This window comes from Psychrobacter sp. GTC18467, from assembly GCF_055397455.1.
The window spans coordinates 1109863-1134344 of the sequence record NZ_AP038920.1; the positions used below are offsets into that span (position 1 = coordinate 1109863).

25 protein-coding genes are annotated in these 24482 nt (G+C 46.2%); 16 read left to right on the forward strand and 9 right to left on the reverse strand.

Annotated features, from left to right (window positions below; translation table 11 throughout):
* Positions 1-269: 269 nt before the first annotated feature.
* Positions 270-728, reverse strand: a complete 459-nt coding sequence (locus ACZ5XY_RS04710) for a hypothetical protein (RefSeq protein WP_464743351.1) — start codon at positions 726-728, stop codon at positions 270-272.
* A gap of 440 nt (positions 729-1168) precedes the next feature.
* On the opposite strand from ACZ5XY_RS04710, the gene rpsU reads away from it, so the two are divergent.
* Together rpsU and ACZ5XY_RS04720 are read left to right on the forward strand one after the other, a co-directional pair.
* A complete protein-coding gene (rpsU, locus tag ACZ5XY_RS04715) occupies positions 1169-1384 on the forward strand; it encodes a 30S ribosomal protein S21 (protein ID WP_169392271.1) in 216 nt (71 codons plus the stop codon).
* Between the two features lie 136 nt (positions 1385-1520).
* Positions 1521-1970, forward strand: coding sequence for a GatB/YqeY domain-containing protein (locus ACZ5XY_RS04720; protein ID WP_464743353.1), 450 nt, complete (start codon positions 1521-1523; stop codon positions 1968-1970).
* A 51-nt stretch (positions 1971-2021) separates the two neighbouring features.
* On the opposite strand, the gene ACZ5XY_RS04725 is transcribed toward ACZ5XY_RS04720, so the two are convergent.
* Positions 2022-3695: a M48 family metalloprotease gene (locus ACZ5XY_RS04725; RefSeq protein ID WP_464743355.1), complete on the reverse strand. Its 1674-nt coding sequence runs from the start codon at positions 3693-3695 to the stop codon at positions 2022-2024.
* 228 nt (positions 3696-3923) lie between these two features.
* Between ACZ5XY_RS04725 and ACZ5XY_RS04730 the strand changes: the two genes are divergently transcribed.
* From ACZ5XY_RS04730 to thiS, 4 genes are all read left to right on the forward strand, one after another.
* Positions 3924-4316: a sulfurtransferase TusA family protein gene (locus ACZ5XY_RS04730; RefSeq protein WP_464743357.1), complete on the forward strand. Its 393-nt coding sequence runs from the start codon at positions 3924-3926 to the stop codon at positions 4314-4316.
* A 521-nt stretch (positions 4317-4837) separates the two neighbouring features.
* Positions 4838-5701: an RNA polymerase sigma factor RpoH gene (gene rpoH, locus ACZ5XY_RS04735; protein ID WP_464743760.1), complete on the forward strand. Its 864-nt coding sequence runs from the start codon at positions 4838-4840 to the stop codon at positions 5699-5701.
* 46 nt (positions 5702-5747) lie between these two features.
* Positions 5748-6125, forward strand: coding sequence for a DUF423 domain-containing protein (locus ACZ5XY_RS04740; protein ID WP_464743359.1), 378 nt, complete (start codon positions 5748-5750; stop codon positions 6123-6125).
* Positions 6126-6228: 103 nt separating this feature from the next.
* Positions 6229-6429 carry a sulfur carrier protein ThiS gene (gene thiS, locus ACZ5XY_RS04745; RefSeq protein WP_464743361.1) on the forward strand — a complete coding sequence of 67 codons (201 nt, stop codon included), beginning with the start codon at positions 6229-6231 and terminating at the stop codon, positions 6427-6429.
* A gap of 231 nt (positions 6430-6660) precedes the next feature.
* Here the strand turns inward: thiS and hpf are convergent, their stop codons facing one another.
* Together hpf and rpoN are read right to left on the reverse strand one after the other, a co-directional pair.
* A complete protein-coding gene (gene hpf, locus ACZ5XY_RS04750; protein WP_464743363.1) occupies positions 6661-7026 on the reverse strand; it encodes a ribosome hibernation-promoting factor, HPF/YfiA family in 366 nt (121 codons plus the stop codon).
* Positions 7027-7322: 296 nt separating this feature from the next.
* A complete protein-coding gene (gene rpoN, locus ACZ5XY_RS04755) occupies positions 7323-8960 on the reverse strand; it encodes an RNA polymerase factor sigma-54 (protein ID WP_464743365.1) in 1638 nt (545 codons plus the stop codon).
* A 267-nt stretch (positions 8961-9227) separates the two neighbouring features.
* Here rpoN and ACZ5XY_RS04760 point away from each other — a divergent pair, with 267 nt between their 5' ends.
* Complete coding sequence (locus tag ACZ5XY_RS04760; protein WP_464743367.1) at positions 9228-10100, forward strand: nitrilase-related carbon-nitrogen hydrolase; 873 nt, start codon at positions 9228-9230, stop codon at positions 10098-10100.
* On the opposite strand, the gene ACZ5XY_RS04765 is transcribed toward ACZ5XY_RS04760, so the two are convergent.
* The 4 genes from ACZ5XY_RS04765 to lptM form a co-directional block, all read right to left on the reverse strand.
* The gene (locus ACZ5XY_RS04765) at positions 10078-11103 is read right to left on the reverse strand and encodes a tyrosine recombinase XerC (RefSeq protein WP_464743369.1); all 1026 of its coding nucleotides are present in this window, start codon (positions 11101-11103) and stop codon (positions 10078-10080) included. The two genes, ACZ5XY_RS04760 and ACZ5XY_RS04765, sit on opposite strands and share 23 nt — an antisense overlap.
* 22 nt (positions 11104-11125) lie before the next feature.
* Positions 11126-12013: a diaminopimelate epimerase gene (gene dapF, locus ACZ5XY_RS04770; protein ID WP_464743371.1), complete on the reverse strand. Its 888-nt coding sequence runs from the start codon at positions 12011-12013 to the stop codon at positions 11126-11128.
* A gap of 187 nt (positions 12014-12200) precedes the next feature.
* A complete protein-coding gene (gene lysA, locus ACZ5XY_RS04775) occupies positions 12201-13538 on the reverse strand; it encodes a diaminopimelate decarboxylase (protein WP_464743373.1) in 1338 nt (445 codons plus the stop codon).
* 57 nt (positions 13539-13595) lie between these two features.
* Positions 13596-13868, reverse strand: coding sequence for an LPS translocon maturation chaperone LptM (gene lptM / locus ACZ5XY_RS04780; protein WP_464743375.1), 273 nt, complete (start codon positions 13866-13868; stop codon positions 13596-13598).
* Between the two features lie 577 nt (positions 13869-14445).
* On the opposite strand from lptM, the gene ACZ5XY_RS04785 reads away from it, so the two are divergent.
* The 6 genes from ACZ5XY_RS04785 (at position 14446) to ACZ5XY_RS04810 (ending at position 21085) form a co-directional block, all read left to right on the forward strand.
* Positions 14446-15672 (forward strand): acetate/propionate family kinase, encoded by a 1227-nt coding sequence (locus ACZ5XY_RS04785; RefSeq protein WP_464743377.1) that lies wholly within the window; start codon positions 14446-14448, stop codon positions 15670-15672.
* 62 nt (positions 15673-15734) lie between these two features.
* Positions 15735-17882: a phosphate acetyltransferase gene (gene pta, locus ACZ5XY_RS04790; RefSeq protein WP_464743379.1), complete on the forward strand. Its 2148-nt coding sequence runs from the start codon at positions 15735-15737 to the stop codon at positions 17880-17882.
* A gap of 145 nt (positions 17883-18027) precedes the next feature.
* Positions 18028-18801, forward strand: a complete 774-nt coding sequence (locus ACZ5XY_RS04795) for an NYN domain-containing protein (RefSeq protein WP_464743381.1) — start codon at positions 18028-18030, stop codon at positions 18799-18801.
* On the forward strand, positions 18801-19655 hold the full coding sequence (locus ACZ5XY_RS04800) for a nicotinate-nicotinamide nucleotide adenylyltransferase (protein ID WP_464743383.1): 855 nt from the start codon (positions 18801-18803) through the stop codon (positions 19653-19655). Before ACZ5XY_RS04795 ends, ACZ5XY_RS04800 begins: the two co-directional genes overlap by 1 nt.
* A 65-nt stretch (positions 19656-19720) precedes the next feature.
* Positions 19721-20125 carry a ribosome silencing factor gene (gene rsfS / locus ACZ5XY_RS04805; protein WP_464743384.1) on the forward strand — a complete coding sequence of 135 codons (405 nt, stop codon included), beginning with the start codon at positions 19721-19723 and terminating at the stop codon, positions 20123-20125.
* Positions 20126-20425: 300 nt separating this feature from the next.
* Positions 20426-21085, forward strand: a complete 660-nt coding sequence (locus tag ACZ5XY_RS04810; RefSeq protein WP_464743761.1) for an MOSC domain-containing protein — start codon at positions 20426-20428, stop codon at positions 21083-21085.
* A 3-nt stretch (positions 21086-21088) separates the two neighbouring features.
* Here ACZ5XY_RS04810 and ACZ5XY_RS04815 read toward each other — a convergent pair whose 3' ends face one another.
* The gene (locus tag ACZ5XY_RS04815) at positions 21089-22147 is read right to left on the reverse strand and encodes an NAD(P)H-dependent flavin oxidoreductase (RefSeq protein ID WP_464743386.1); all 1059 of its coding nucleotides are present in this window, start codon (positions 22145-22147) and stop codon (positions 21089-21091) included.
* Between the two features lie 139 nt (positions 22148-22286).
* Between ACZ5XY_RS04815 and ACZ5XY_RS04820 the strand changes: the two genes are divergently transcribed.
* From ACZ5XY_RS04820 to ACZ5XY_RS04830, 3 genes are all read left to right on the forward strand, one after another.
* Entirely contained in the window at positions 22287-23147 is an 861-nt protein-coding gene (locus ACZ5XY_RS04820; RefSeq protein ID WP_464743388.1) for an N-acetylmuramoyl-L-alanine amidase, read from the forward strand.
* Positions 23148-23316: 169 nt separating this feature from the next.
* On the forward strand, positions 23317-23919 hold the full coding sequence (locus ACZ5XY_RS04825) for a hypothetical protein (RefSeq protein ID WP_464743390.1): 603 nt from the start codon (positions 23317-23319) through the stop codon (positions 23917-23919).
* Between the two features lie 48 nt (positions 23920-23967).
* On the forward strand, positions 23968-24462 hold the full coding sequence (locus tag ACZ5XY_RS04830; protein WP_464743392.1) for a hypothetical protein: 495 nt from the start codon (positions 23968-23970) through the stop codon (positions 24460-24462).
* Positions 24463-24482 lie beyond the last annotated feature (20 nt).

Consider the following 24482-nt stretch of genomic DNA (forward strand, 5'->3'; position numbering starts at 1 on the left):
AGACTTACTTAGGTCACTTATTTAAAATAAGCTTAAGCAAGCAATTTTTAAAACTAAATAGGTAACCATTACAACCGCTAACGGCTGATAAAAAGACATATCAAACCCGATAACGCATCAATCAATGCCCAAGGACGGCAGATAAGATGAAAACTTAGCGGCTCATCATTGATAAGCGTAGTAAGCCGCCTTTTTATTTAACAATAATAATTTTTTTTATAACTTGCTTTTTATAACTTGCTTAACATAATTTATTTTTAACTAAGCAGTTATTTTGACGTTGGTGCCGGCTGAGCTTCACTGTTATTAGCGGTGGCAGCATTAGGGTCTGTTTCGGTGGCGTCCCCTGTGCTCATATCGCCAGCACTTGCCTCTTTAGCGTCATCCATACCATTGGCTTTAGCTTCGCCATCTGCGCTTTTAACTTCTGACGTCTCAGCACCATCCGTTGCCGTATCGCCCTCAGCTTCTGCGGTATCAGCTGAACCAACGCCTGCGTTATTTTCAAAGCTTAATTCTTCGGCTTCAGGGGCATTGGCTTGAGCGATGTCTTCAGCTTCGTTCACGCGGTCAACTGCCATCACCTCATCAGAGTCTGTTTCTGCTTTGTCTTTGCTACTACAAGCACTTAGGCTTAGCCCCGAAGCAATTAATGCCGTCATTAACGCTGCTTGAACGCTTCGTTTTGCAGCAGAATTTAGGCTGATATTAACAATTGATGATTTCATTCAAAATTCCTTAAGCGACAGGCTTGCACCTATGCCAACAATAAACGAGACGATTATTAAGCAAAAATAATGATAGCATAAAGTTATAGGCAATCGGTATAGCGCCGATAATTTTTTTATGAAACTGTGTTAATGCCCTTGTTTAATTAGTAATCTTATCTTGACAAAATTGAATTAACATTTTCAAAGTTTATAACTTGTTCATTTAAATGACTATTATAATAACGAGTATTTAGTGCCAGAACTTATAATCTGACTTGCAAATTTTGGCAAAAGACTTTGACTTTATTCATAATTTTACTTAAAATACGTGACCTTGTTTCTGAATGAAACAAACTTATCCAAGTTTGAGCTGATGACTGCAATGATTGAGAGGTTGCAGCTAACTACGATTATACAGCCAAGCTTATGCCACCCTCTCATCAAATTAAGGAGTCTTCATGCCTGCAGTTAAGGTTAAAGAAAACGAACCCGTTGATATCGCTATCCGCCGCTTCAAGCGTGCTTGTGAAAAAGCGGGCGTCTTATCTGACGTTCGTAAGCGTGAGTTTTATGAAAAACCAACTCAAGAGCGTAAGCGTAAAAAAGCGGCTGCGGTTAAGCGTTACAAGAAAAAACTTCAGCGTGAAACCATCCGCACCACTCGCAACTACTAATTGTTAATCAGTCAGTTGCCAAGGCTTAGTATTTAAGCCGCTGCGGAACAAAACGCCACTGTTATCTTAAGATTCAGTGGCGTTTTTTATGCTAAAATTTTTGCCATTAGATTGACTAACCACTTAAGGAATAACAATGAGCTCAATAAAACAAGCCCTGACCGACAATGTCAAATCCTCCATGAAAGCGCATGATTTAGAGCGCGTTAAAGTGCTTCGTAACGTTCAAGCGGTCATTAAACAAATTGAAATTGACCGCCAAACTGAGCTTGATGACGAAGGCGTGTTAGAGGTGTTGCAAAAACAGCTTAAGCAGCGCCAAGAGTCGCTTGCCATTTTTACCGAAAACAACCGTGAGGATTTGGCAAAAAAAGAGCAATTTGAAGTCGATATCATTAACGAGTTTATGCCCTCGCAAATGGATGACGCTGAGCTTGCCAGTTTAGTGAATGAAGAAATCCAAGCGCAAAATGCGACCTCAATGCGCGATATGGGCGCGGTGATGGGCGCCCTTAAAGCCAAAACTGCTGGGCGCGCTGACCCTGCGCTTATTTCAAAACTGGTCAAGCAAGCGCTTCAAGGTTAATCCAAGTCAGTTTTTAAATTTAAAGCCAATATTTAAAACCGATGTTTGAAATTAAGGTTTAAAGTCTTTAGCAGCTTTGACTTGTTTAATGTCGCTTTGCACTTTGGCGCTAAGCGGCGCGCGGCTTGAGGGCGAGCTTAATTGCAAAATTTGCGTTTTTGCTTGCTCAAGCGAGGTGAGCGCCGCCTCATAACGACCGCGCCAAAGCTCATCCATACTGCGGTAGCGAAGGGCGTTGATGGTGGCGATATTTTTTTGGTCGCGGGTTACTGCTTTTTTGGCAAGGGTTTCACTTGCGCGCTGCAATTCTTGCCAAGCGGCAATGTCACTTGGCTGCTGCTGAACCAGCGGTTGCAGCAAGAGTTGCGCCTCCTCAGGATAACCACTTTGGGTCAAGGCTTTTGCCAAATACAAGCGCAAATCGCGGCGCTCAGGGTAGAGCACTTGCTGACTTTTGAGCACAGCCGCCGCTTTTGACCACTGGTTTTGCTCGGCAAGCAGCTGACTTTGGGTGATGGTCAACAGCGGCTCAAGCGACTGCTTAACCGCTTGCGGTGAAGATTGCAGCTCGTTTAAGACTTTGCCTGCCTCATCAAAGCGCTGATTTTGACCAAGAAAGCTGGCTAAAGCAAGCTTCGCGCCAAGACTTGATTTGGCGGCAGCCGTCAGCAGGGGTTGGGTGGCTTTATTGCTGCTGATTTGCACCTGCCAATACAGCAAATCAAACAGCGCTTGGTGGCGTTTTTGCTGCAATAACGACAACAGCGGATACTGCTGAGCGCGGCTTTGGGCATCGCTTAGGCGCTCATGACTTTGCGGATGCGAGCGCACAAAGCTTGGTAAAAAGCGGTAATCAGATTGATTAAGCAAGCTTTGCTGATTCATCGTTGCAAAAAATCGTGGCATGGCGCGAGCATCGAAGCCCGCTTGGTTCATGATTTGCATCCCAACGCGATCGGCCTCACGCTCATTACTTCGGCTAAACGCCATCGTGCTGTTCATCGCTGCCGTTTGGCTTCCCATCATGACTGCCGCTGCCGCATCGCCATCGATACTTGATGCGGCGATTGCTGCAAGCATTCCCCCAACTTGCATGAGCATGGCTTGTCTTTTTTCAGTCATGCTATGCTCATAGTGGCGCTGACTGATGTGCGCCACCTCATGAGCCACCACGCTTGCCAGCTCATCCATGCTGCTTGCTGCCAGCACCGTTCCGCTATTAATCCCAATCACCCCGCCAGGGGCAGCAAACGCATTGATGCTCGGACTGTCGATAATGACCACATCAAGAAGCGCTTGCCGACGAGCTTGCGCGTTGAGCCGCCCTGTCATCGCCTTGATGGTTTCTTGAATCCAAGGTTCGCTCAGCATTTTAGCGCGACCGTTTAAGTTTTGTAGCGCCCACTCGCCAAGCTGCTTATTTTGATACTGGTCGGCAAAGCTTATCCCTTGACCTTCAATGTTGGGCAAATTAAGCGCTTTGCTTGATAAATTGCTTGATGAATTGCTTGATAAACTATTTGCCGAACTGTTCAAAGAAAACGGCACCGAATTGGTCAAAAACGCGTTACTGGCGGAAGTCTTGCCAAAGCTTGAGTGGCTAAAACTGTCTTTGGAAAAATTGGTTATCGGAGCAGCAAAGCTTGGCAAGCTTATAAAAATTAAGCCCAATCCCAAAAGTTTTGCCAACAGCCCTTGCTGATGAGTGTTCAAGTCAGTTTTCAAAAATGTACCCTAACCTTTGCCAGCTTGCCAACATGGAGCGTTAACGGCAGATTGTGCTATTATTTTCGATAGTAAAAGCTTGCGCGGTGTTCGTCAACTGCCAAATCATTGCCGCTACTAATCCCTTGATTTGCGTCACTTTTGGGCAACATTGATTGGGTTTTAACTGCCCTAATTTGGATTTGCTTACTTTTTTACTTTAAAAACTTATTTTCAAAAGGAGGTTTCATGTCACAAGATTTGCCAAAAAATAACTTAGCGATTGCTTTTAGCGATACTATTTCTGCCACTGAGCAGGCGCTGATTGAGGACTTTTTTAGCCAATTGCCTAAAGAAGATTTTGCCAAAGCAACTTCAACGCCGCTTTTAATCCGCCAGTGGGTCGATGGTCGCGGTCTGCCCTGCCCGATGCCGCTGCTTAAAACCAAAGTTGCCCTGCGCCATGTTCAGCCCAATGAGGCGCTTTATACCGTTGCCACCGACCCAAACTCGCAAGCGGATATTCGTGCGTTTTGCCAGCAGTCGCCTGAACTTACGCTGACTTTGGCGCAAAAGACGGCTCAGGACGGCGCAAGCGCTACAATATTTCACTTCATCATTACCAAAACCGATAGCAACTAAGCGCTGCTATCCATTACAATAACTATAATAAGTTTTTTTCATCACCCTAACTGCTCAATTCCTTATAATTAAAGGTCAATACCATGGCGACGGACTCGGCGATGACAACGCAAAATCAAAAAAATAATAAGCAAAATAATAAAAATCGGCAATCAAAAAGCCGAAATACCCCTTTGCAAAATGATAATCATGACATTGAGGATTTAAATCACCGCTTAGACGATGACTTAGCTGACGATATTGAGGATTTTGATGCGTTAGATTTGGATGATGCGGATATTGAAAGCATTGATGATTTGGACATTGAAGATTTTGACGAGCTAGATTTAGAAGCAAATTTAGACGACGATTTTCATGAGGATTCAGAAGCAGACGACGACTTTATTCCAAAAAAACCGCTGAAATCATCAAAAGCTCAAAAAAACGCCGACCGTAAAGCGGCGCTAAAAGCTGCTGCCGAGCGACCGCCGTACGATGCCAGTACCTTTGAGGACACGCGGACTCGTGATTTGGTTCCGGCAATGCCGACGCATTTGTCCGCTCCTGGGGTCAATCTTGGCGCTTATATCAACACCGTTCATCAAATCCCCATTTTGACGCCAACGCAAGAGCAAGAGCTTGCCCACCGCTACTATGATGAAGGCGATGTCGAAGCCGCGCGCCTGCTAGTGATGTCGCATTTGCGCTTTGTCATTCACATTGCACGCAGTTATTCAGGCTATGGCTTGCCACAAGCAGACTTAATCCAAGAGGGCAATTTGGGCTTGATGAAAGCGGTCAAGCGCTTTGACCCCAATAAGGGCGTCCGCTTGGTGTCGTTTGCGGTGCATTGGATTAAAGCGGAGATTCACGAGTTTGTCATTCGCAACTGGCGGATTGTCAAAGTTGCCACCACCAAAGCGCACCGAAAGCTGTTTTTTAACCTGCGCAGCCTGAAAAAAACCAACAACCAATTAACGCTTGAAGAAGCCGACGCCATCGCCAAAGACCTAAACGTCACCCGAAAGCAAGTTTTAGAAATGGAATCACGATTGACGTCTTATGATGCCTCGTTTGAAACGCAATCAAGCGATGACGATGACGGTCGCTACGCCCCGCAGTTGTTTTTAGAAGATGGCGTTGACCCTGCTGAAATGGTTGAGGAGTCCGATTGGGAAGAAAATAACTCCTCCGCGCTCCTTGCCGCCATGGAAACGCTCGATGACCGCGCCCGCGACATCGTTGAGCAGCGCTGGCTGACCGAGCAAAAATCAACGCTTCATGAGCTTGCCGCGGTTTATTCCATTTCCGCCGAGCGCGTCCGGCAGATTGAAAAAAATGCCATGGACAAAATCCGCGATGCCATGACCATTGATAGCGTGATTCTTCCTGATGACATTCAATAAGCGCAGCTAAAGACGCTTGGGTAAAAATTAGGAGAAACGATTCAAGATGCTCAATTGGATTAGCATAGCTGCCATTAACCTTGCCATTGCTGTCGGGCTTGGCGCGTTCGGCGCTCATGGCTTAAAGCGCGTGGCAAGCCCTGAGCAGTTGGCTTGGTGGCAAACGGCAACGCTATATTTGCTGATTCATGCCTTGGGGCTGTTGGTCGTTGGGCTATTAATTAAGCTTAATCTTGCGACCAAAAGTAGCGTTTGGCTGATTCAAATTGGGGTGATTATCTTTGCCGGAAGTTTATTTGCGATGGCGCTTGGTGCACCGCGTTGGTTCGGGGCAATTACGCCGATTGGCGGCGTGTTAATGATTTGCGGCTGGCTTTGGCTGGCGTTCAGCGCGGCTCGGTTGGCAAATGCCAGTTTGCGCTAGCCTTTTTCAACGTTAATGCTACCATAGCAGCTATGATGAGCTGCTTTTTTCGGGCTTATTCAACCTAAAATAACTCTAGCAGTAACTTAAGGAAGGATTTTTTATGACCACAATTACTGTCAATGGCAAATTAATGCAAACAACACATCAAACCGTGCAATTGGTTCTGAATGAGCTTGGGCTAAGCGTTGGTCGCTTTGCGGTTGAGATTAACGGCAATATCGTTCCTAAAAGTGAACTTCCTGAGCTTAAAATTACCGATGGCATGAAGATTGAAGTGGTTCAAGCCGTTGGTGGCGGTTAATTCTAAAATTGGCTGAATTATCATCTATTTTTTATAAAAAAGACCTCAACAAAACATTGAGGTCTTTTTTAAGGCAATTCTTTTTGATTCCTGCTTTTTATTATTATTTTTTTTAATTATTATCAGTTTTTCTCAAAAACCGAATTGCCTACTTGCTACTTTTACTCTTTTTTTAATTTTTAATTCGTCGTTTCCTTATCATTTGTCGATTATCAATTAAACGCTGAGCAGTCAAACTGCCTCGTCAACTTCATCATCCAAGTCATCATAGCGGGCATCACGACCTGCACCTTGAATCTTTTTGCGCTCTTGCTTGGTTTTGTATTTGCGAACTTGACGGTCAAGCTTTTCTGTCATCTCGCCAATGGCTTTATACATGTCATCGTCAAGGGCTTGCACAAACATTTCTTGACCTGAAACTCGCATGATGGCTTCAGCCTTGTGGCACTTACTGGCGCCATTATTATCTAAGGATAGGATAACTTGGATACTTTGAATTTGGTCAAAATGACGCTCAATTTTCGCAAGTTTTTCACGAATCACATTGTCCATCGCTTCAGTAACGCTGATATGGTGACCACTGATAGAAATATTCATAGACTTATCCTTCTAGTTGTACAGTTAATTAAAACTGACTGTTAACAAATGACGTTGGGATATGCTTAGTTATAGTTATTCGTCATTTGACCGCATCGAAAGTCCAGTTGCTTAGCAGCTGTTGTTAAATTTGCTTTCGATGTACCTATAATTTGTCATGAATCGGCGGCACTGACAAGCCATATTTGTGTAATTAATTGTAAAAATTGCTAGCCATTTTTTCTATACTCTATATAATCAGAAATTTTTATTTTTTAGTAAGTCACAAAGATTCACTTCGCTTAGATTTCTTGTAACTAAAACTTTTGCTTGCGCTGCGTTGAGGAACCAATATTCATGGCTTCTCGGTATTTGGCAACGGTTCGCCGCGCAATATCAATGCCATCAGCCAACAGCTTGGCTTGGATTTTACTGTCGGACAGCGGTTTTTTGGGATTTTCTTCATCAATCATCTTTTTAATCATCGCACTAATGGCGGTCGAGGACACATCGCCCTCATTGCTGCTGACGTGCGAGGAAAAAAAGTGCTTGAGTGAAAATAAGCCTTGCGGGGTGAGCATGGTTTTACTGGTGGTAAGCCGTGATACGGTGGACTCGTGAAGCTCAACCTCTTCGGCAATGTCCTTTAAAATCAAGGGCTGCATGGCGGTTGCGCCTTTTTGCAAAAAGGCCTGCTGACGGCGAACGATGCTGGTAGCAACTTTTAATAGGTTTTGGTTGCGCTCCTCAATGCTGCGGATAAACAGTCTGGCATCGACAAGGTTTTCGCGTAGATATTGGTTATCAGGGCTTTGGTCGCCATGCTTGACCAAGCTTGCGTACTCTTGATTGATTTTAAGTTTGGGCAAGGTGTCGGGATTGAGGCGAACGTGCCAGCCAAAGCCACCCTCCAATCCCTCTTTTGTTTTGGCAACGCTTACCAAAACATCAGGAATATCATAGCTCTCAGGGCTAGTATCCACGCTTTTATTTTGGCTTTGGTAGCTAAGACCCGGCGCAGGGTCAAGCTGCCTTAAAAGACTAATGGCTTGGGTGAGGTCATCAATTGTAAGCCCTGTGGCATCCATTAACGCTTTGATATTATTACTGATTAAATACTCACGGGCAAACAGTACCGCTTTGGCAGCGTTGATAAATTCGGTGTCAGGGTCCAGCTTATTGAGCTGCAATAACAAGCACTCGCCCAAATCGCGAGCGCCCACGCCAACAGGGTCGCAAGATTGAATGATTTTTAGCACCGTTTTGATGTCATCACCATCAATGCTGTCGTCCCATTGATAAAAACTTGCCATAATATCAAAGCTCTGCTCAAGCTCTGCCAAATCAAGCTCAATAAAGCCCTCATCGCTCATGGCATCGATTAAATAATCTGCCACCAACAAATCACTTGCCGATAAGCGCTTAAAATTCAGCTGCCAGCGAACATAATCTTGAATGCTGCTGCTTGTTGCGCCTTGATAATCGTCAAGTTCATCAAAATCGCTCGGCGCGCCGCCGATATAATTATTTTCCAAACCTGTATTATCAAAGCTGTCCTCAAAGCTTGAGTCCTCAAAATTGCCTGAAAAATCAAAGCTCGTCACATCTAAATCAGCGGTGTTGCTGCCATCAAAACTGTTATCAAAATTGCCGTCAAAACTATCTTCACCGCCTGCAAGCGATGTGTCCTTTTGGGAGCTGCTTGTATTAAACGAGTCTGATTGCAAGTTCCACTGCTCAAGCGAGGTGGTCTCCTCACCGCTTTGGCGCTCATCTAAAGGGCTGTCGTCGCTCTCCTCAACGCGCTCAAGCAGCGGATTGCTTTCAAGCTTGGCTTGGACTTCCGCTTCAAGCTCAAGGCTGGATAATTGCAGCAATTTGATGGCTTGCTGCATCTGCGGGGTCAGCTTTTGCGAGGTCGATAAGGTGGCGGTCAATCCGAACGACATACTCATGATTGGTCGCAATCCTCCGATTTTTTAAAATAAGGGTTTATCAAAACTAAATGGTTAATAAAGCGGTAACATAACTTTGAATAAAGACGACAATAGCATTTTTTGACGAAAAAAGGTCAGCTTTGCCCATTATCCAATTAAAAATTATTCCAGTCTTGTTTTGGCAAAGTTTGACTAACGCTCACCGAGCCTTTACTTTAAACTAAAGCCAATTGATTACCCCTTTTTATAATGATTTAAAACTAAAAACTCAAAACGGAAGCTAACATGACGACCTTAAACGTTGCGGCAGTGCAAATGAACAGCCAACAAGACATTGATGGCAATTTAAAAATTATTGAAAACGCCATTATTAAAGCAAAATCAAATGGCGCGCAATTCGTGGTACTGCCTGAAAACTGCTGTAGTATGGGCGAGCAGCCTGCCACTGCCGAGCGCTTTGATGAGCTATCAAGTACCATTGCAGGATTTGCTAAAGACAGCGGCATTCATGTGCTTGCCGGAACGCTGCCTTGCCCATATCGCCCTGATGGTAGCCGCGTTGCTGACGGCAAATTGCGCCAAGTCAGTCAGCTGATTGCGCCCGATGGCAGTCAGGTGGCGCGCTACGACAAAATCCATTTATTTACCGCCACCGTTGGCGACAAGCAAGGTCGCTATGATGAAGCGGCAACGTTTGAGGCAGGGGATAAAATGGTGATAGCGCCCATTGTTACCGATAACGGTACGTTTTGGCTTGGAATGATGGTTTGCTTTGATTTGCGCTTTCCGGCGCTCTCGCAAAGATTGCGGCAGTCGGGGGCGGAGATGTTAACCGCGCCGTCAGCATTTACTTATTTAACGGGGCAAGCGCATTGGTCGCTGCTCTTAAAAGCGCGCGCCATTGACAGTCAGTGTATGGTCGTTGGGGCAGCTCAAGGCGGTGAGCATCAGTATAAATCCGGAAGCCCTCGGCAAACTTGGGGTCATGCGGGCATTAGCAACTTTAAAGGCGAAATGGTGGCGCAATATGAGCACAGCGCGCTTAGTGATGGGCAAATAAAAGATGGCTTTGCCTTAGTTACGGCAACGCTTGATTTGAAGGCGCAAAATGAAGGTCGGCAAAATCTGCCTATTTTTAACTGTCATCGCTTGGCTTAAGCTTGCTTTGAGCCCTAGTTTGAGCATTGCTTTGAGCATTGTTTGGCTTTTTTGCCGCTCGCGGATGCGCGTTATCATAAACTTGGGTCAATTTGGCAAAATCAACGTGGGTATAAACCTGAGTGGTGCTGATGTCGCTGTGACCTAGCAGCTCTTGAACGGCGCGCAAATCGCCACTTTCTGACAGCAAATGCGAGGCAAAGCAGTGCCGTAACAAATGCGGATGCAAGTTTTGAGCAATTCCGGCGCGGCTTGCGGCAAGCTTTACGCGGTTTTGAACGGTTCTTGTGGTCAGCCGACCACCCAATTTTTGGCTGATAAATAATGCTGGCTCATTGCTGTTAAGCCAAATTGCGCGGTGATTCAGGTAATCTTTAATCGCCATAATGGCGCGGCGACCGACCGGAACGAGGCGCGTTTTATTGCCTTTTCCGGTCACCCGAACTTGGCAACTGCTCAACTCCAAATCTGCCAAATCAAGCGCCACCAACTCGCCAACCCGAAGCCCACTGCTATAAAGCAGCTCCAGCATTGCCAAATCGCGCGACCAAAGCGCTGCTTGCTTGGGGTCGTCAGGCGCGGATTGGTCAAGCAATTGGCTGATTAAATCAATATCGGCAATCGCAGGCAGCGGTCTTGATTGCCGTTTGATTTGATAATGCGCGGCAGGATTGACCAAAACTTTGCCATTTTTTAACAGCCAATCGTAAAAATGGCGAATGGCGGATAACTCTTGCTGAACGCTGCTGATGGCAAGACCGTCAACCTCTAAGCGCTTGGCAACAAATTGCGACAGTTGCCGCTTATCAAGCTGCGACCAAGCAAGGTTTTTTGTCACCAAAAACGCCGCCAACCGTTTTAGCGCCGAACGATACGCCAAAACGGTATGCTTGGAATGGCGCTGAATGGTCAGTACTTTAAGCCAATCTTCAACGGCTTTTAACATCGTCAAAGGCGGATTTTCAGTAAAAGGTTGCTCAGTGCTGGCATTATTTTTGCTCATAGCAGTTTAGCGTTCGCGCGGTTTAACTGGCGTCAACGGGTTTGATTCCAGCTTGCGCCATCAAACCGTCGGGGCTGAACACGCCTTCGTAAACAAACGCGGTAGGACCGGTCATCATCACCGGATAACCTTGCTGCCAACGCACAATCATGCTGCCACCATAAAGCTGAGCGCGAATATCCTCGCCTTCATCAAGCCAGCCTTCACGAACACCAACCGCAACCGCCGCGCAAGCGCCCGTTCCGCAAGCTTGGGTTTCGCCAACGCCGCGCTCATAAACGCGCAGGCGAATATGACGCTGATTCATCACTTGCATAAAGCCGACGTTCACGCGCTCAGGAAACGCCGGATGCGATTCAATAGCTTTGCCAAGCGTTTTCACATCGGCAGCCAACACGTCATCGACTTTAATCACCGCATGCGGATTGCCCATATTAGCAACAAACAGCTGAACCGGCGTTCCGGCAACGTCCAAATGATAGGCGTTTTGAATTTTGGTAATGGCTTTTGGGGTAAAGGGAATCTCGTCCGGCTCAAATTTGGGTTTTCCCATATCCACCTCAACCCAGCCGTAGCGGTCGGTGCTTAACGAGATAATCCCGCTTGCCGTTTCTACCCGAAGGCGCTGCTTAAAAGACAGTTTTCGAGCTTGCACAAAACGGGCAAAACAGCGCGCGCCATTACCGCACTGCTCAACCTCGGTGCCATCGGTGTTAAAAATTCGGTAACTAAAATCAACGTCCGGTCGCATCGGCGGCTCAACAATAAGCAGTTGGTCAAAGCCCACGCCCAAATGACGATCGCCAAGCAATTGCACCAACTCCGGCGTCAAATCAAGGCGCTGAGTCACCAAATCGATGACCATAAAATCATTGCCAAGACCGTGCATTTTGGTAAATTCTATCAGCATATTTTGGTGTCCTTCCTATTTTTTTTATGTGATTGCTATAGTAGCACGGCGCTTGCCATAATGATAACTGCAGCGGCGCTCAAGCGGATTATTCTACTTTATTTTGTTATTGCAATAAAAAACCCATCGCTAAGTTAACAATGGGTTAATTTGCAGCAAGTGCTAAGTTTCTGATTAAAAAACCAAATTACAAACTCTCATTCCATAAGCGCTCGGTAGCAAACAGCTCTTGAATGGTTTCGCGCGGTCGGATGACTTGGTGACGATTTTCATCGACCATCACCTCACAAGCGCGCGGTCTGGAGTTGTAATTGCTGCTCATGACAAAGCCGTAAGCACCCGCGCCAGTCACGGCTAAAATATCGCCAACATTGAGCGACAAGCGGCGGTCTTTGGCTAAAAAATCGCCCGTTTCGCAAACCGCGCCCACGATGTCCCAAGCTTTTAAATTGCAATCGTTTTCGCCGCCTTCGGGCAAGACGTTTGGAATGATTGCCATTTGGGCTTGATAAAGCGCAGGGCGAATCAAATCATTCATCGCCGCATCAACAATGGCAAAGTTTTTATGCTCGGTAGGTTTTAACACCTCAACTCGGGTCAATAAAATTCCAGCATTGGCAACCATACTGCGACCGGGTTCTAAAAACAGCTTTAAGCCAAGCGCGGCTAATTTTGGTAATAACGCTTGCGCAAAATCAGCAATACTAACGGGCGTTTCATCAATATAACGAACACCAAGACCGCCGCCCAAATCAATGTGCGATAAGTGAATGCCTTTATTTTTTAAGGCGGAAATCAGCTCAATCACTTTATCAAGAGCAGCAACAAATGGCGCAACGTCGGTTAATTGCGAGCCGATATGGCAATCAATACCTTTAATCTCGATGTTGTCAAGGGTAGCCGCTTCTTCATAAACGGCAACGGCAACGTTATGGTCAATGCCAAACTTGTTGTCTTTAAGTCCCGTTGAAATATACGGGTGCGTTTTGGCATCAACGTCCGGATTAACGCGCAGCGAAATCGGCGCACGAACACCAACGACCCCTGCAATTTCATTAATCAGGGCAATCTCGCTGATGGACTCAACGTTAAAGCAGCCAATGCCCTGCTCGAGCGCAAAAGCAATCTCGTCACGAGTTTTGCCAACACCTGAAAAGACAACTTTGCTTGCGCTGCCGCCAGCTGCCAACACGCGCTCAAGCTCGCCGCGCGACACGATGTCAAACCCTGCTCCTGCTTTGGCTAAAATTCCTAAAACGGCTAAGTTTGAATTGGCTTTCACCGCGTAGCAAATTTGATGGTCGATAGCAGCAAAGCTGTCGCTGTATTCTTGATAGGTTGCCAAAATGGCTTGCTTTGAATACACATAGCACGGCGTTCCGTAAGCTTTGGCAAGATCGCTTACGCTCACCTCATCAAAGCATAGCGAATCAGAGCTGTAATGCAGCGCCGGTAAGGTTTTGGTTAAAGCATCGGCGTCAATATAGCGACCCGTGCTGTTATTAGAAGTGTCAAAATCAGTCATAGTAAACTCTTATTCCCCTCAATGATGATTATTGCCAATTTTGCAAGGCAATATGGATTAATAATCGTTGGGGTCGTCGTTGTTGTCAGGAAGCACTTGCTTTTGTTCTAAATAGCGCGTGTTGTCGTAATTGGTATCACGGGCTTTGGCAAAGGCGGCATCTTGCGGGTTACTGGTGCTTGCCGTTGCTACTGATGCGCTCACCACCGCGCCGGATTCAGGTTTGACCAAATATAGGTCACCTTTTTGACCGCAGCCGGTCAATGACCAAGCGATGATTAGCGCGCTGACCGCTGCGGCAGTTTTCGGAAAAAACTCTAAATTTTTCATGACCCAAGCCCTATCCATAAATACCCAAACGCTTAAAAAGCCCAGTTAAGCTAAAAATAACTGCTCGCGCTTTTCATAACTTTTTAAAGCTTTTTTGAAATTTCTTTAACGCAAATCATCGAAGTGCAGCAGGCATTTTATCTTGATTAGCGGCGTGAGGGAAATGACTTATTGTCACTAGCAAACGGGGTTGTGGTTATGAGTGCAATCCTGTTTTAAAAAATTAACAATTGTTCAAATATAGCATGGATTTCTTAAAAAGTTGCGATTAAGTTTTGTTAAATAAATTTGCTCTGAGCGCTTTTTTGCCGCAAATTTGCTCATTTTGGCTTTTTTATTTTTAAAATTGAGACATATCATCTCATTTATGATATTTTTGACAAAATTACTTACAATTTTTTGTGCCTTGAGGTTAAAGACTTTGCAGCAAATTGGCTGCCCTCAAGGCGATTTTTGTTAAATCCTTGTTGCTATCGTTGGTAGATTTTGGAATTATGAATTCAAGACAATTTCCACCTCATAACGGCAACGCTTAAGTTATCAGTGATTATCAATAGCCAATATCTAAGGACAGAGTATGAGTGACAGCGCCCCAACGTTTAGCGACCGCAATTCGGTAAAATCGACGTTAACCAATCCAACCTTGGTATTAAACTGCGGTTCATCATCGATTAAATATGCGCTCATTAGCGAAGATGAATCGACCCGAATCACCGGACTTGCCGAAAACTTAGGTCTTGATACCGCCCGAATCAAGCACACCACCTTAAACGGTGAAAAACTTGAAATCACCATCCCCGGTGGTCGCCATCAGTTGGCGCTACAAAAAATCTTGGCGCTGCTTGAGCAATATCACTTTATCGCCGTCGGTCACCGCGTGGTTCATGGCGGCCGCGAATACTCGCACGCGGTCAAAGTTGACGACCATGTGTTAGAAGAAGTTAAACGCTTAAAAATCCTCGCGCCGCTGCACAATCCTGCCAACGCCCTTGGCATTGAAGCGGTTCGAGCGCTTTATCCTGAAATCCCGCAAGTGGTGGTTTTTGATACGGCGTTTCACCAAACCATGCCGCCGGTGGCGTATCGCTATCCGATTCCAAATGCACTTTACGAAGAAGAAAAAATCCGCCGCTACGGCTTTCATGGCACCTCGCACGCTTATGTGTCTGAGCGCGCAAGTGATATTACCAAAACCCAAGCGCCGCATGGTTGGCTGACCGCGCACCTAGGCAATGGCTGCTCGGCGGCGGCAGTTTATGACGGCAAAAGCTTGGATACCAGTATGGGATTGACCCCGCTTGAGGGTCTGATGATGGGAACGCGCAGCGGCGACGTTGACCCCGGTCTTCACGTCCATTTAAAGCGCAAACTTGGCATGAGCTTGGAAGAAATTAATGATATGCTCAACCACAGCAGCGGGCTTTTGGGAATATCTGGGCTGTCAAATGATTTGCGAACCATTGAACAAGCGGCAAGCGAAGGCAACGAAAACGCGCAACTTGCCATTGAGATGTTTTGCTACCGCGCCGGAAAATACTTGGCAAGCCTAAGCTGCGCGCTACCGACCTTTACCGGCATCGTCTTTACCGGCGGTATTGGTGAAAATTCTGCCTCAACGCGAGCGCGAATTTTGGATGTGATGCGTCATTTTGGCATCTCGTTTGACGAAGATAGCAACAAAGCGCTTGCCGGCGGCGCAGAAGGCAGCTTCCATAACGATGACAGCAGCATTGAGCTTTGGGTCATTCCAACCGATGAAGAATGTCAAATCGCCAAAGAGACCCGCCAAACCCTTGGGCTTTAATTGCTGAATCACACTTTGAATAATAAAAATTAGAGATACTTTAGAGATAATAAGGACGGACTATGCAAACCATTTTACTGGTTCCCATCAGCCGCGGTATCGGGGTCACTTCAGCGGCGCTTGGGCTGATTCAAGCGCTTGATTATAACGGCATTCAAGCGGCGTTTATGAAGCCTTTTTTGCAAGATGACCCACTGGATAAACAAAGCCGCCTTGACAGCTCATCGGCGCTGACCACGCATGCGTTTGGCTTAACGCCGCCGGCCTCAATTAACCGTCAACACGTCGAGCGCATGCTGGCCAGCGGTAACGTTGATGAGCTGATGGAAGAGGTGGTGGTCAACTTTCATTCTATTGAGGGCAATCATGACGTGGTCATTTGTGAGGGCTTAGTTCCTACCAATGATGCGTCTTACGCCTCGCAAATTAACCGTGGTATTGCCAATGCACTGGATGCCAAAATCATTTTTGTAGCAACCGCTGACCTTAATAATCCCTCGCGATTGGCAGAAAAGCTTGAAGTTCATGCGCGCGAGTTTGGCGGCATTGACCATGAGCGCAATTTGGGCTGCATTTTGATGCGCGTTCAAGATATCCCTAATCAGTTTGAAACTCAGCCGGTCGCCCCCGGTGAAGCCATGGTCAATCTCGACAGCAGTTTTATGCAAGCGGTTAAACAGTCGCTGCCCGCCTTTAATACCGAGCAGTTTCGCTTGATTGGCGTTGTGCCATTTAGCAATACCTTATCGGTGCCCAGAACTTGGGATATTGCCATTGAGCTTGATGCCAGTTGGCTCAATGTGGGCGAGGCAAAATCACGCCGAATTAACAACATCAGCTTAATGGCGCGCTCGGTGGCGCGAGCCGATGAGGTGTTTAAACGCGGAACGCTGATTGTTGTTCCCGGTGACCGCGATGATTTATTGCTTGCCGCAGCTTTGGCTTGTATTAACGGCATTCCGTTAGCAGGGCTTGTTTTAACAGGCGGCGAGATGCCCAACAATGCGGTCACGGAGCTTTGGCAATCGGCGCTTAAAACCGGCATTCCGGTGATGACGGTCAACACCGACAGCTTTGAAACCGTTCAAAACCTGCTCAATATGAATTCAGAAATCCCAAGCGATGACGTTGAGCGCGCCCAAGACGTGACCCGATATGTGGCGGCGCACTTGGATTTAAGTTGGATTAAAGCGCATTTTTCTACCAACACTCAGCCGCGACTGTCGCCTGCTGCCTTTCGCCATCAAGTGGTTAAAAAAGCCCAAGCGGCTAACAAACGCATTGTGCTGCCAGAGGGCGATGAGCCGCGAACCGTGGAAGCCGCTTGTATTTGCCAAAGTCGCGGCATTGCTAACTGCGTGCTGCTTGCCAAGCGCGAAGACGTCGAAAAAGTTGCTAAAAACTTGAATTTAACCTTACCCGACGGTCTTGAAATCATTGACCCTGCTTGCATTGATATGAGTAAATATATCGCGGCAGTCGTTGAGCGCCGAAAGGGCAAAACGTCGGAAACGGTTGCCGCGGAGCAGTTAAAAGACACGGTGTTTTTAGGAACAACCATGCTGCAGCTTGACGAAGTTGACGGCCTCGTTTCAGGAGCGGTTCACACCACCGCAAACACGGTAAGACCCGCCTTTCAGCTGATTAAAACCGCGCCGCACTACTCCTTGGTGTCCTCCATCTTCTTTATGCTGCTGCCAGAACAAGTGGTGGTGTATGGTGACTGTGCGATTAACCCTGACCCAACGGCAGAAGAGCTTGCCGAGATTGCCATTCAATCGGCGCAGTCGGCGGCAGCCTTTGGTATCGACCCCAAAGTTGCCATGATTAGCTACTCAACGGGCGCATCAGGGGCAGGCGCCGACGTTGAAAAAGTCACTCGCGCCACCGAAATCGTCCGCGAGCGCGCGCCAAACTTAGCCGTTGATGGACCTTTGCAATATGACGCCGCCTCGGTCATGAGCGTTGGTAAACAAAAAGCGCCGGACTCGCCGGTGGCAGGTCAAGCTAACGTGTTTATTTTCCCTGATTTAAACACCGGCAACACCACTTATAAAGCGGTTCAGCGCAGCGCCAACGTGATTAGCGTGGGTCCGATGCTGCAAGGTCTTAACAAACCAGTCAACGATTTGTCACGCGGCGCATTGGTTGATGACATCATTTACACCATTGCCTTAACTGCCATTCAAGCCGCAAGTGATGCGATTTAATTTATTAAAATAATTAAAAATTAATCACTATTTAGTATAAAAGCCGACTTTACTTAAGTCGGCTTTTTTATTGAGCGATGACAACAGATGACAACTGCCGCGCCGACCACTACAATAGGGCATTGCTTTTTTTGGTTGCCCTGCCATGTTTACGCCAGATTTGCCCAACCCCAACGCCAAGCTTGCTGTCTTAATCGATGCCGATAACATTTCAGCGGCGCACGTTGAGGCACTGATGAGCGAAATTGCCACCTTGGGTCGTAGCAGCGTCCGGCGAATTTATGGTGACTGGACCAAACCGCAACTTGCCAGCTGGAAAAACGTGCTGCTTAACTACTCCATTCAGCCCATTCAGCAGTTTGCCTACACCACCGGCAAAAACGCCACCGATGCTTGCATGATTATTGACGCCATGGATTTGCTTTATACCGAGCGCTTTGAGGGCTTTTGCTTGGTCACCTCCGATAGCGATTACACGCGGCTTGCTCAGCGCATCCGCGAGCAAGGGCTTTGTGTGTTTGGCTTTGGCAAACAGCAAACGCCAAAATCCTTTATGCAAGCTTGCGACCGCTTTACCTATTTAGAAATGCTGGACAATTCAAAACCTAGCGCCGAAGTTGATTTTTACGACTCCGCCGACATGCTGTTTTCCACCGAGCAAAACCAATTTAAACCCATCGACGTTGCCATCACCATGGTAAAAATGGCAATTATCAACGTTGCGGACGATGCCGGTTGGGCGCACCTAGCGCCGGTCAAAAATCATTTGTTAAAAATCGAGCCGGACTTTGACACCCGCCTGTTTGGCTTTAGCAAATTCAGCGACTTTTTGCGTGCCTATCCGCGCCATTTTGAGATGGAAGAGCGCTACCCCAACAACGACCACCACAAAGCCGTTTTTGTTCGTAACCGTTCATAATGTTAACTATTTCGCAAAACTTCCAAAATGCTAACCAGAATCCTGCCATTCGAGCGTATCTTGGCGGCTCGTTTAATCCGGTTCACAATGGTCATCTCCAAATGGCAATGGCGGTTTTTGACCAATTAAAACCGATTGCAAATCGAGAAAACCGCAAACTGACCGTTGAGCTGCTTCCTAACGCACGATCGCCGTTTAAAGCCGACACCATCGCCCCCAAGCACCGATTGGCAATGCTTAACCTTGCTGTCCAAAATACGCCGCTTGGGGTGAGTGAGCTTGAGATTTGGCAAGCGCCGCCCGTTTTTACCATTGATACTGTCCGTGAGTTACGGCAATCCTTTCCTAACGATACGCTGATTTTTATTATGGGAATGGACAGCGCGGCAAGCTTGGATAAATGGCGGCAAGGTCTTAACTTGACTGATTTTGTTCAGCTTTGGGTGTTTGACCGCGCCGGCAATGACGCTTTAGATGTTTCAGCTAACCTTGACACAAAAATTGCAAAGTTTCCCCAAGCGCTGCAAGCTAAAGTCACCACTGACCTTTTAGCCATAACCAATCCTGAGGCTGAGTTATTTATAAATTTGAATCAGCAAACCTTTTTTTTGATAAGAACCAAGGCGACCAAGCAAAATTTTTATCCGCTTAAGCCATTGAAAACTAAGATAAACGGTCGCATTTATTTGGACTCAACCCCAATTATTACCATTTCAAGCTCGACCATTCGCAAGCGCTTTGCGGCAGCCTTTTTAACTCGAAATCTCTCCCCGAACGACTTTAATTTACTAAATCCGTTGGTTTATGGCTATATTATTCGCCATCAGCTATATTCTGACCCCAATTTTCGTTAAAATTAACCTAAATAGCAGCAATTGCGTTAAGCTGCTCCCCTTTTTACTTTAAGAGTTTATAGATTATGATTCAAACCATGAACGAAAAGCGCTTGGCGGACTGCCTTGAGCTTGTGACCGAAACGCTTGACGACATGAAAGCCAAAAACATCACCGTGCTGAACGTCGAGGACTTAACCGACGTGATGGAGCGCATCGTCATTGCCGATGGCACCTCAAAGCGCCACGTTCGCGCGCTTGCCGACAGCCTTGGCGCTGAGATGAAAAAAGCCGGATTCATGCCGCTTGGTCGCGAAGGCGGTCACGATTCGGACTGGACGCTGATTGATTTGGGCGCGGTGGTCGTTCATATGATGACGCCGCAAGCCCGCGAATTTTATGACTTAGAAGGACTTTGGTCATCGCCTGAAAGTCTCGCCGAATTGGTTGCCACCCCGCGTGAACCTAAAAAAGCCGGTCGCCGTAACTAAATTGCGCGGCTTGCTAAAATCTGCCGAACACTGCCAAATCCTGCTAAACCATCAAACCGAACGCCTTGTTCGGTTTTTTTGGGCAAAATTTTGACGATGGCAGCTTTTGCTTATTCCGTCATCACTGAGTTAAGATAGTCCTAATACTTAACTTTTAAATGAAAATGACAACTGGAATTGCCAATGACTGCCGCTTTAGCTGAAAACCACCCTTTTGAACCAAACGCTGACCAAACCTTTGATACCACCAAACTGCCGCTTCACGTTGCCCACCTTATCGACGTTCGCGCCGGCAAAGCCATGCCGTTTGCCCGTGAGCAATTAAGCGCGATTGATAAATCACCGATCAAAGAACCCGTCGCGGTCAATTTTTTAGGAATTGTAACCGATGAGCAAGCCGACCGCCGCCATCATGGCGGTTATTTAAAAGCCGTTCATCAACTACCAAAAGCGACTTATGACGCGATTAATGACGAGTTTGGTTTAAACGTACAATCGGGAACGCTTGGCGAAAACTTAATCACCAAAGCGGTGAATGGTCTGCCAGAATTGACCGAAAGCAGCGTTTGTATTGGTGACGTCTTTCAATATGGGGGGCAATTTGGCGATGACAAAGTAGCCGATAGCAACAGCGTTCAATTGCGAATTGTTCAACCAAGACGACCTTGCTACAAAATCAACGACCAAATCGGGCAATTTTCTAAAGTCCCCAATATTGCCTCGTGGGTAAGCAAACAAGGCATCGCCGGTTGGTACTTTCAAGTGGTTCGTGATGGCATGATTGCCGCTGATTTGCCGGTTTATTTAATCAAGCGACCTTATCCATTTGCTAATTTAAAAACGCTTTGGGAAATTACCAATTCCAAAGACAAATTTGACGCAGCGATCATTGAGCCTTGGCTTGCCATTGACTGCTTAGAGGACAGTTGGAAAGCGGCGCTGAAGAAGAAAATAATGTAATCACTATAAGTCTTGAACCAAGCGTTTTAGCAGCTCGGTCGTTGGTTCTTTTTTGATTTGGCTTATGCCCTGACCCGCCCAAATCGATAAATGCTCCAAATCGTGATGCTTTTTGGCATGGGCGCGCATGGGTGTGGTCATGGCATTCAGCTGCGGATAAGGCGGCAAATTAGCGTTATTACCCGATTGATTATCAAATTTTGCAAAGTCATCTAAAAAGTCATTGACCAAGCCGCGAGCCAATTTCCCAGAAAACAGCCGCGTTAATCGCGTCTCACAGCGGCGCTTGCCTTGACTTGCCGCCACCAAAGCGTTTTTATAATCATCACTTACCCCTGATTTGTCCGTTGCCAAAAACGCCGTTCCTAGTTGCGCAAAGTCCGCCCCTGCGGTCAAAACGGCTTTGATATCTTGCGCGGTCATGATGCCACCGGCGGCTATCAGCGGTAAGGATGTGCAACGTTTCGTTTGGCTAATGAGCGCCAGCAGCCCCAAGGGGTCAGCATCACTTTGGGCAAGCCAGCCGCCGTGATGACCGCCTGCCTCAACCCCTTGAACGCAAACCGCATCCGCGCCAACTTGCTCCCAAGCTTGCGCCTCTTTTGGGTGGTTTGCCGTGCCAATCACGACCGTTCCAAGCTGCTGCAAACGCTCAACCTGCTCAGAGTTTACAACGCCAAAGGTAAAGCTTACGATGGGAACAGGATTGTCATAAAGAACTTGCAACTGCTCGGTAAAATTTTGCGCTGGATGCTTTGGCAGGGTCACGTCAATATCATTACTTTCATAATAGTCGGCAAGCCAATCAGGAATGGCGTAATCAAAAGTGCTACTTTGCTCCTCCGTTAATACCATTAAATTGACCATAAATGGCTTTTGGGTCAGCGCTTTGATTTCATTGATTTTTTGATTGATGGTTTCAGGTGCGCTTGTTCCTGCGCCAAGACCGCCGATACCGCCAAAGTTGCTGACGGTTGCAATCAACTCGGGCGTGGTCGCCCCGCCTGCCATCGGCGCTTGAATGATGGGAAAAGGAATTTGCAAATCGCTTAAGCTTGGCATCGCTGACCTCTTATTTTTTATATTGAAAAGTTTTTATGTTGCCGTTCTTTATGATTAAATCGCGGTCATTAAAGCGTTGTTATTTAAAACTATCACGCTACAATCAAATTTAGCTTAACATTTTTATTCTTGGTTGGTTATGAAAAAATTTGCCCATGTATTAAGCGGAACTTTGCTTGCGCTCACCCTTGCAAGCTGCGCCACCGTCACCCCAACTACAACCGCGCCCAAATTTGTCATCGATGACACTACCTATCACGCAACGGGGCAAAACGAGCGCATTCAATTTATCGTGCTGCATTACACCGCCGGAAACGATGCCGACTCCCTCGACATTTTGACCAATGGCAACGTCAGCGCTCATTATTTAATCCCAAAAAATAACGGCGATAAAATTTATCAGCTTGTGCTTGATGACAAACGCGCTTGGCACGCCGGAAATGGCAGCTTTGCTGGTCGAAGCGTGTTAAACGACACCGCTATCGGCATTGAAATCGTTAACGACGGCATTGCCAAAGACGCTCGCGCAATCAAAGGCTATCATCCTTACGCGCATTTTGTTGAATTTGATGACTTACAAATCCAAAAGGTGGCTTTTTTGGTCAAAAACTTGGCTGAAAAATACCGCATCAAGCCCACCCAAATCATCGCCCATTCCGACCTTGCCCCGCAGCGCAAAATCGACCCCGGCGCGAAGTTCCCTTGGCAACGGCTGTATTTTGATTACCAAATTGGCGCTTGGTATGACGCGGCGGACAAGGCAGCGTTTATGGATTTCGCGCTATTTTCTCAAACTCCTATTGCAGAAATAAAAGCCCTGCTTCGTGATTATGGCTATGCCATCAATGACACGCCGGAGTGGGATAACGCCAGTCAAAACGTGGTTTATGCGTTTCAGCTGCACTTTCGACCGCAGCAGCCGACCGGACAGATGGATTTGGAAACGTTTGCGATATTGAAAGCGCTGGATAAAAAGTATACTGACCGAAACTCTTACTAAAGGGTTTAAAAATAATTAAATGGACCGAGATGATAAACATATATTATACTAATGTCTATTTTTTTTTAGAAGTGTGCGTATACAATCGTTGCTATCATTTAAAAATTTTTAATTAGAAATTGTGAAAATAAAACACTGAAAAGTGTCTACTCTATATTTGCGAGAAACCATGAGAACCAAGTATTTGCTTAGTATTGTATTATCATCATCTTTATTTAGTGCCTGTACCACGACGGATAACGTTAAGATATCAAATCAAACTGCAACAAGTACTAAGCTCGATGTTAGCGGCTTATCGGCTTCTCAAAAAATTGAAGCATACTCAAATCAACTTGTACAAAACCAAAACACAGGGTATGCAACATTTACTAATTTACAACTCGTTCAAGACTATCGTATTGCAAGTGCTCAAGCGCCTAATCCATATGGTATTTATGCTGTAGACGGTATACCAGTAAAAAAATACTCTAACCAATTGTTTAGAGACTCTGGATGGTACATTCATGCAGCACAGATGGCAACTGCGAAGGTTAAAATCCCAGCAGGCGACCATGTGGTCGAATTAGGGCAAATTAACATTTGGAACGATAGCAGTATTACCTTACCTAAAATCAACTATCAAGCCAACACCGATTATATAAGTGTTTTTGAGGGTCAGAAAGGCAATCGCAGTATTGCAGTTTACACCTATGAACAAGACTATCGATTTTCTAGAATGGATAGAGATTCCATCATTTTAAAAGATAAAATCGTGAGTCAAAAAATTGACTAATCGGACTTTAACTGTTAATTATCATTTACCATACTTGGATTTAGCCTTGTGAATAAAAAGCCATTTCTTGCTTTAATTATCTTATCTTTTGCAGTCGTTAGCTGCGCGACGACTAGTAGTTTAGATAAGCTAGAAAAATCTACACCACAGGTTGCCCAGCTACCTATCAATTATATAGATGCCTATGCCAACGCCAAGAACTTCTACTTACGGTGTGCCACCCGAAGTAGTACTAGCTACCCTGTCACCGTTTATAGCAATGGCACGCCTATTACTGTTACTCAGCATACGCCGAGCGTTGAAGTCTCATCAAAGCTTAGTCGACAAACTAGATCTGCCCATCTAAATATTGTAGAAGGAGGTAACATTGCCGAACATGCTAAGTTTTCTGCAATAGATGAGAACACCACACAAGTGAGCTTATACACCAAACAACAAGGCTACTTACGCTCTCAAGCGTATAAAGAAAAAGTGCAAATAGCGAAATTTGAGCTGCTTAAGAAAGTTAGTTTGAATGGCGGTATTGAGTGTATAAAAGAGTAGCTTTGCTAAATTTTGAGAAG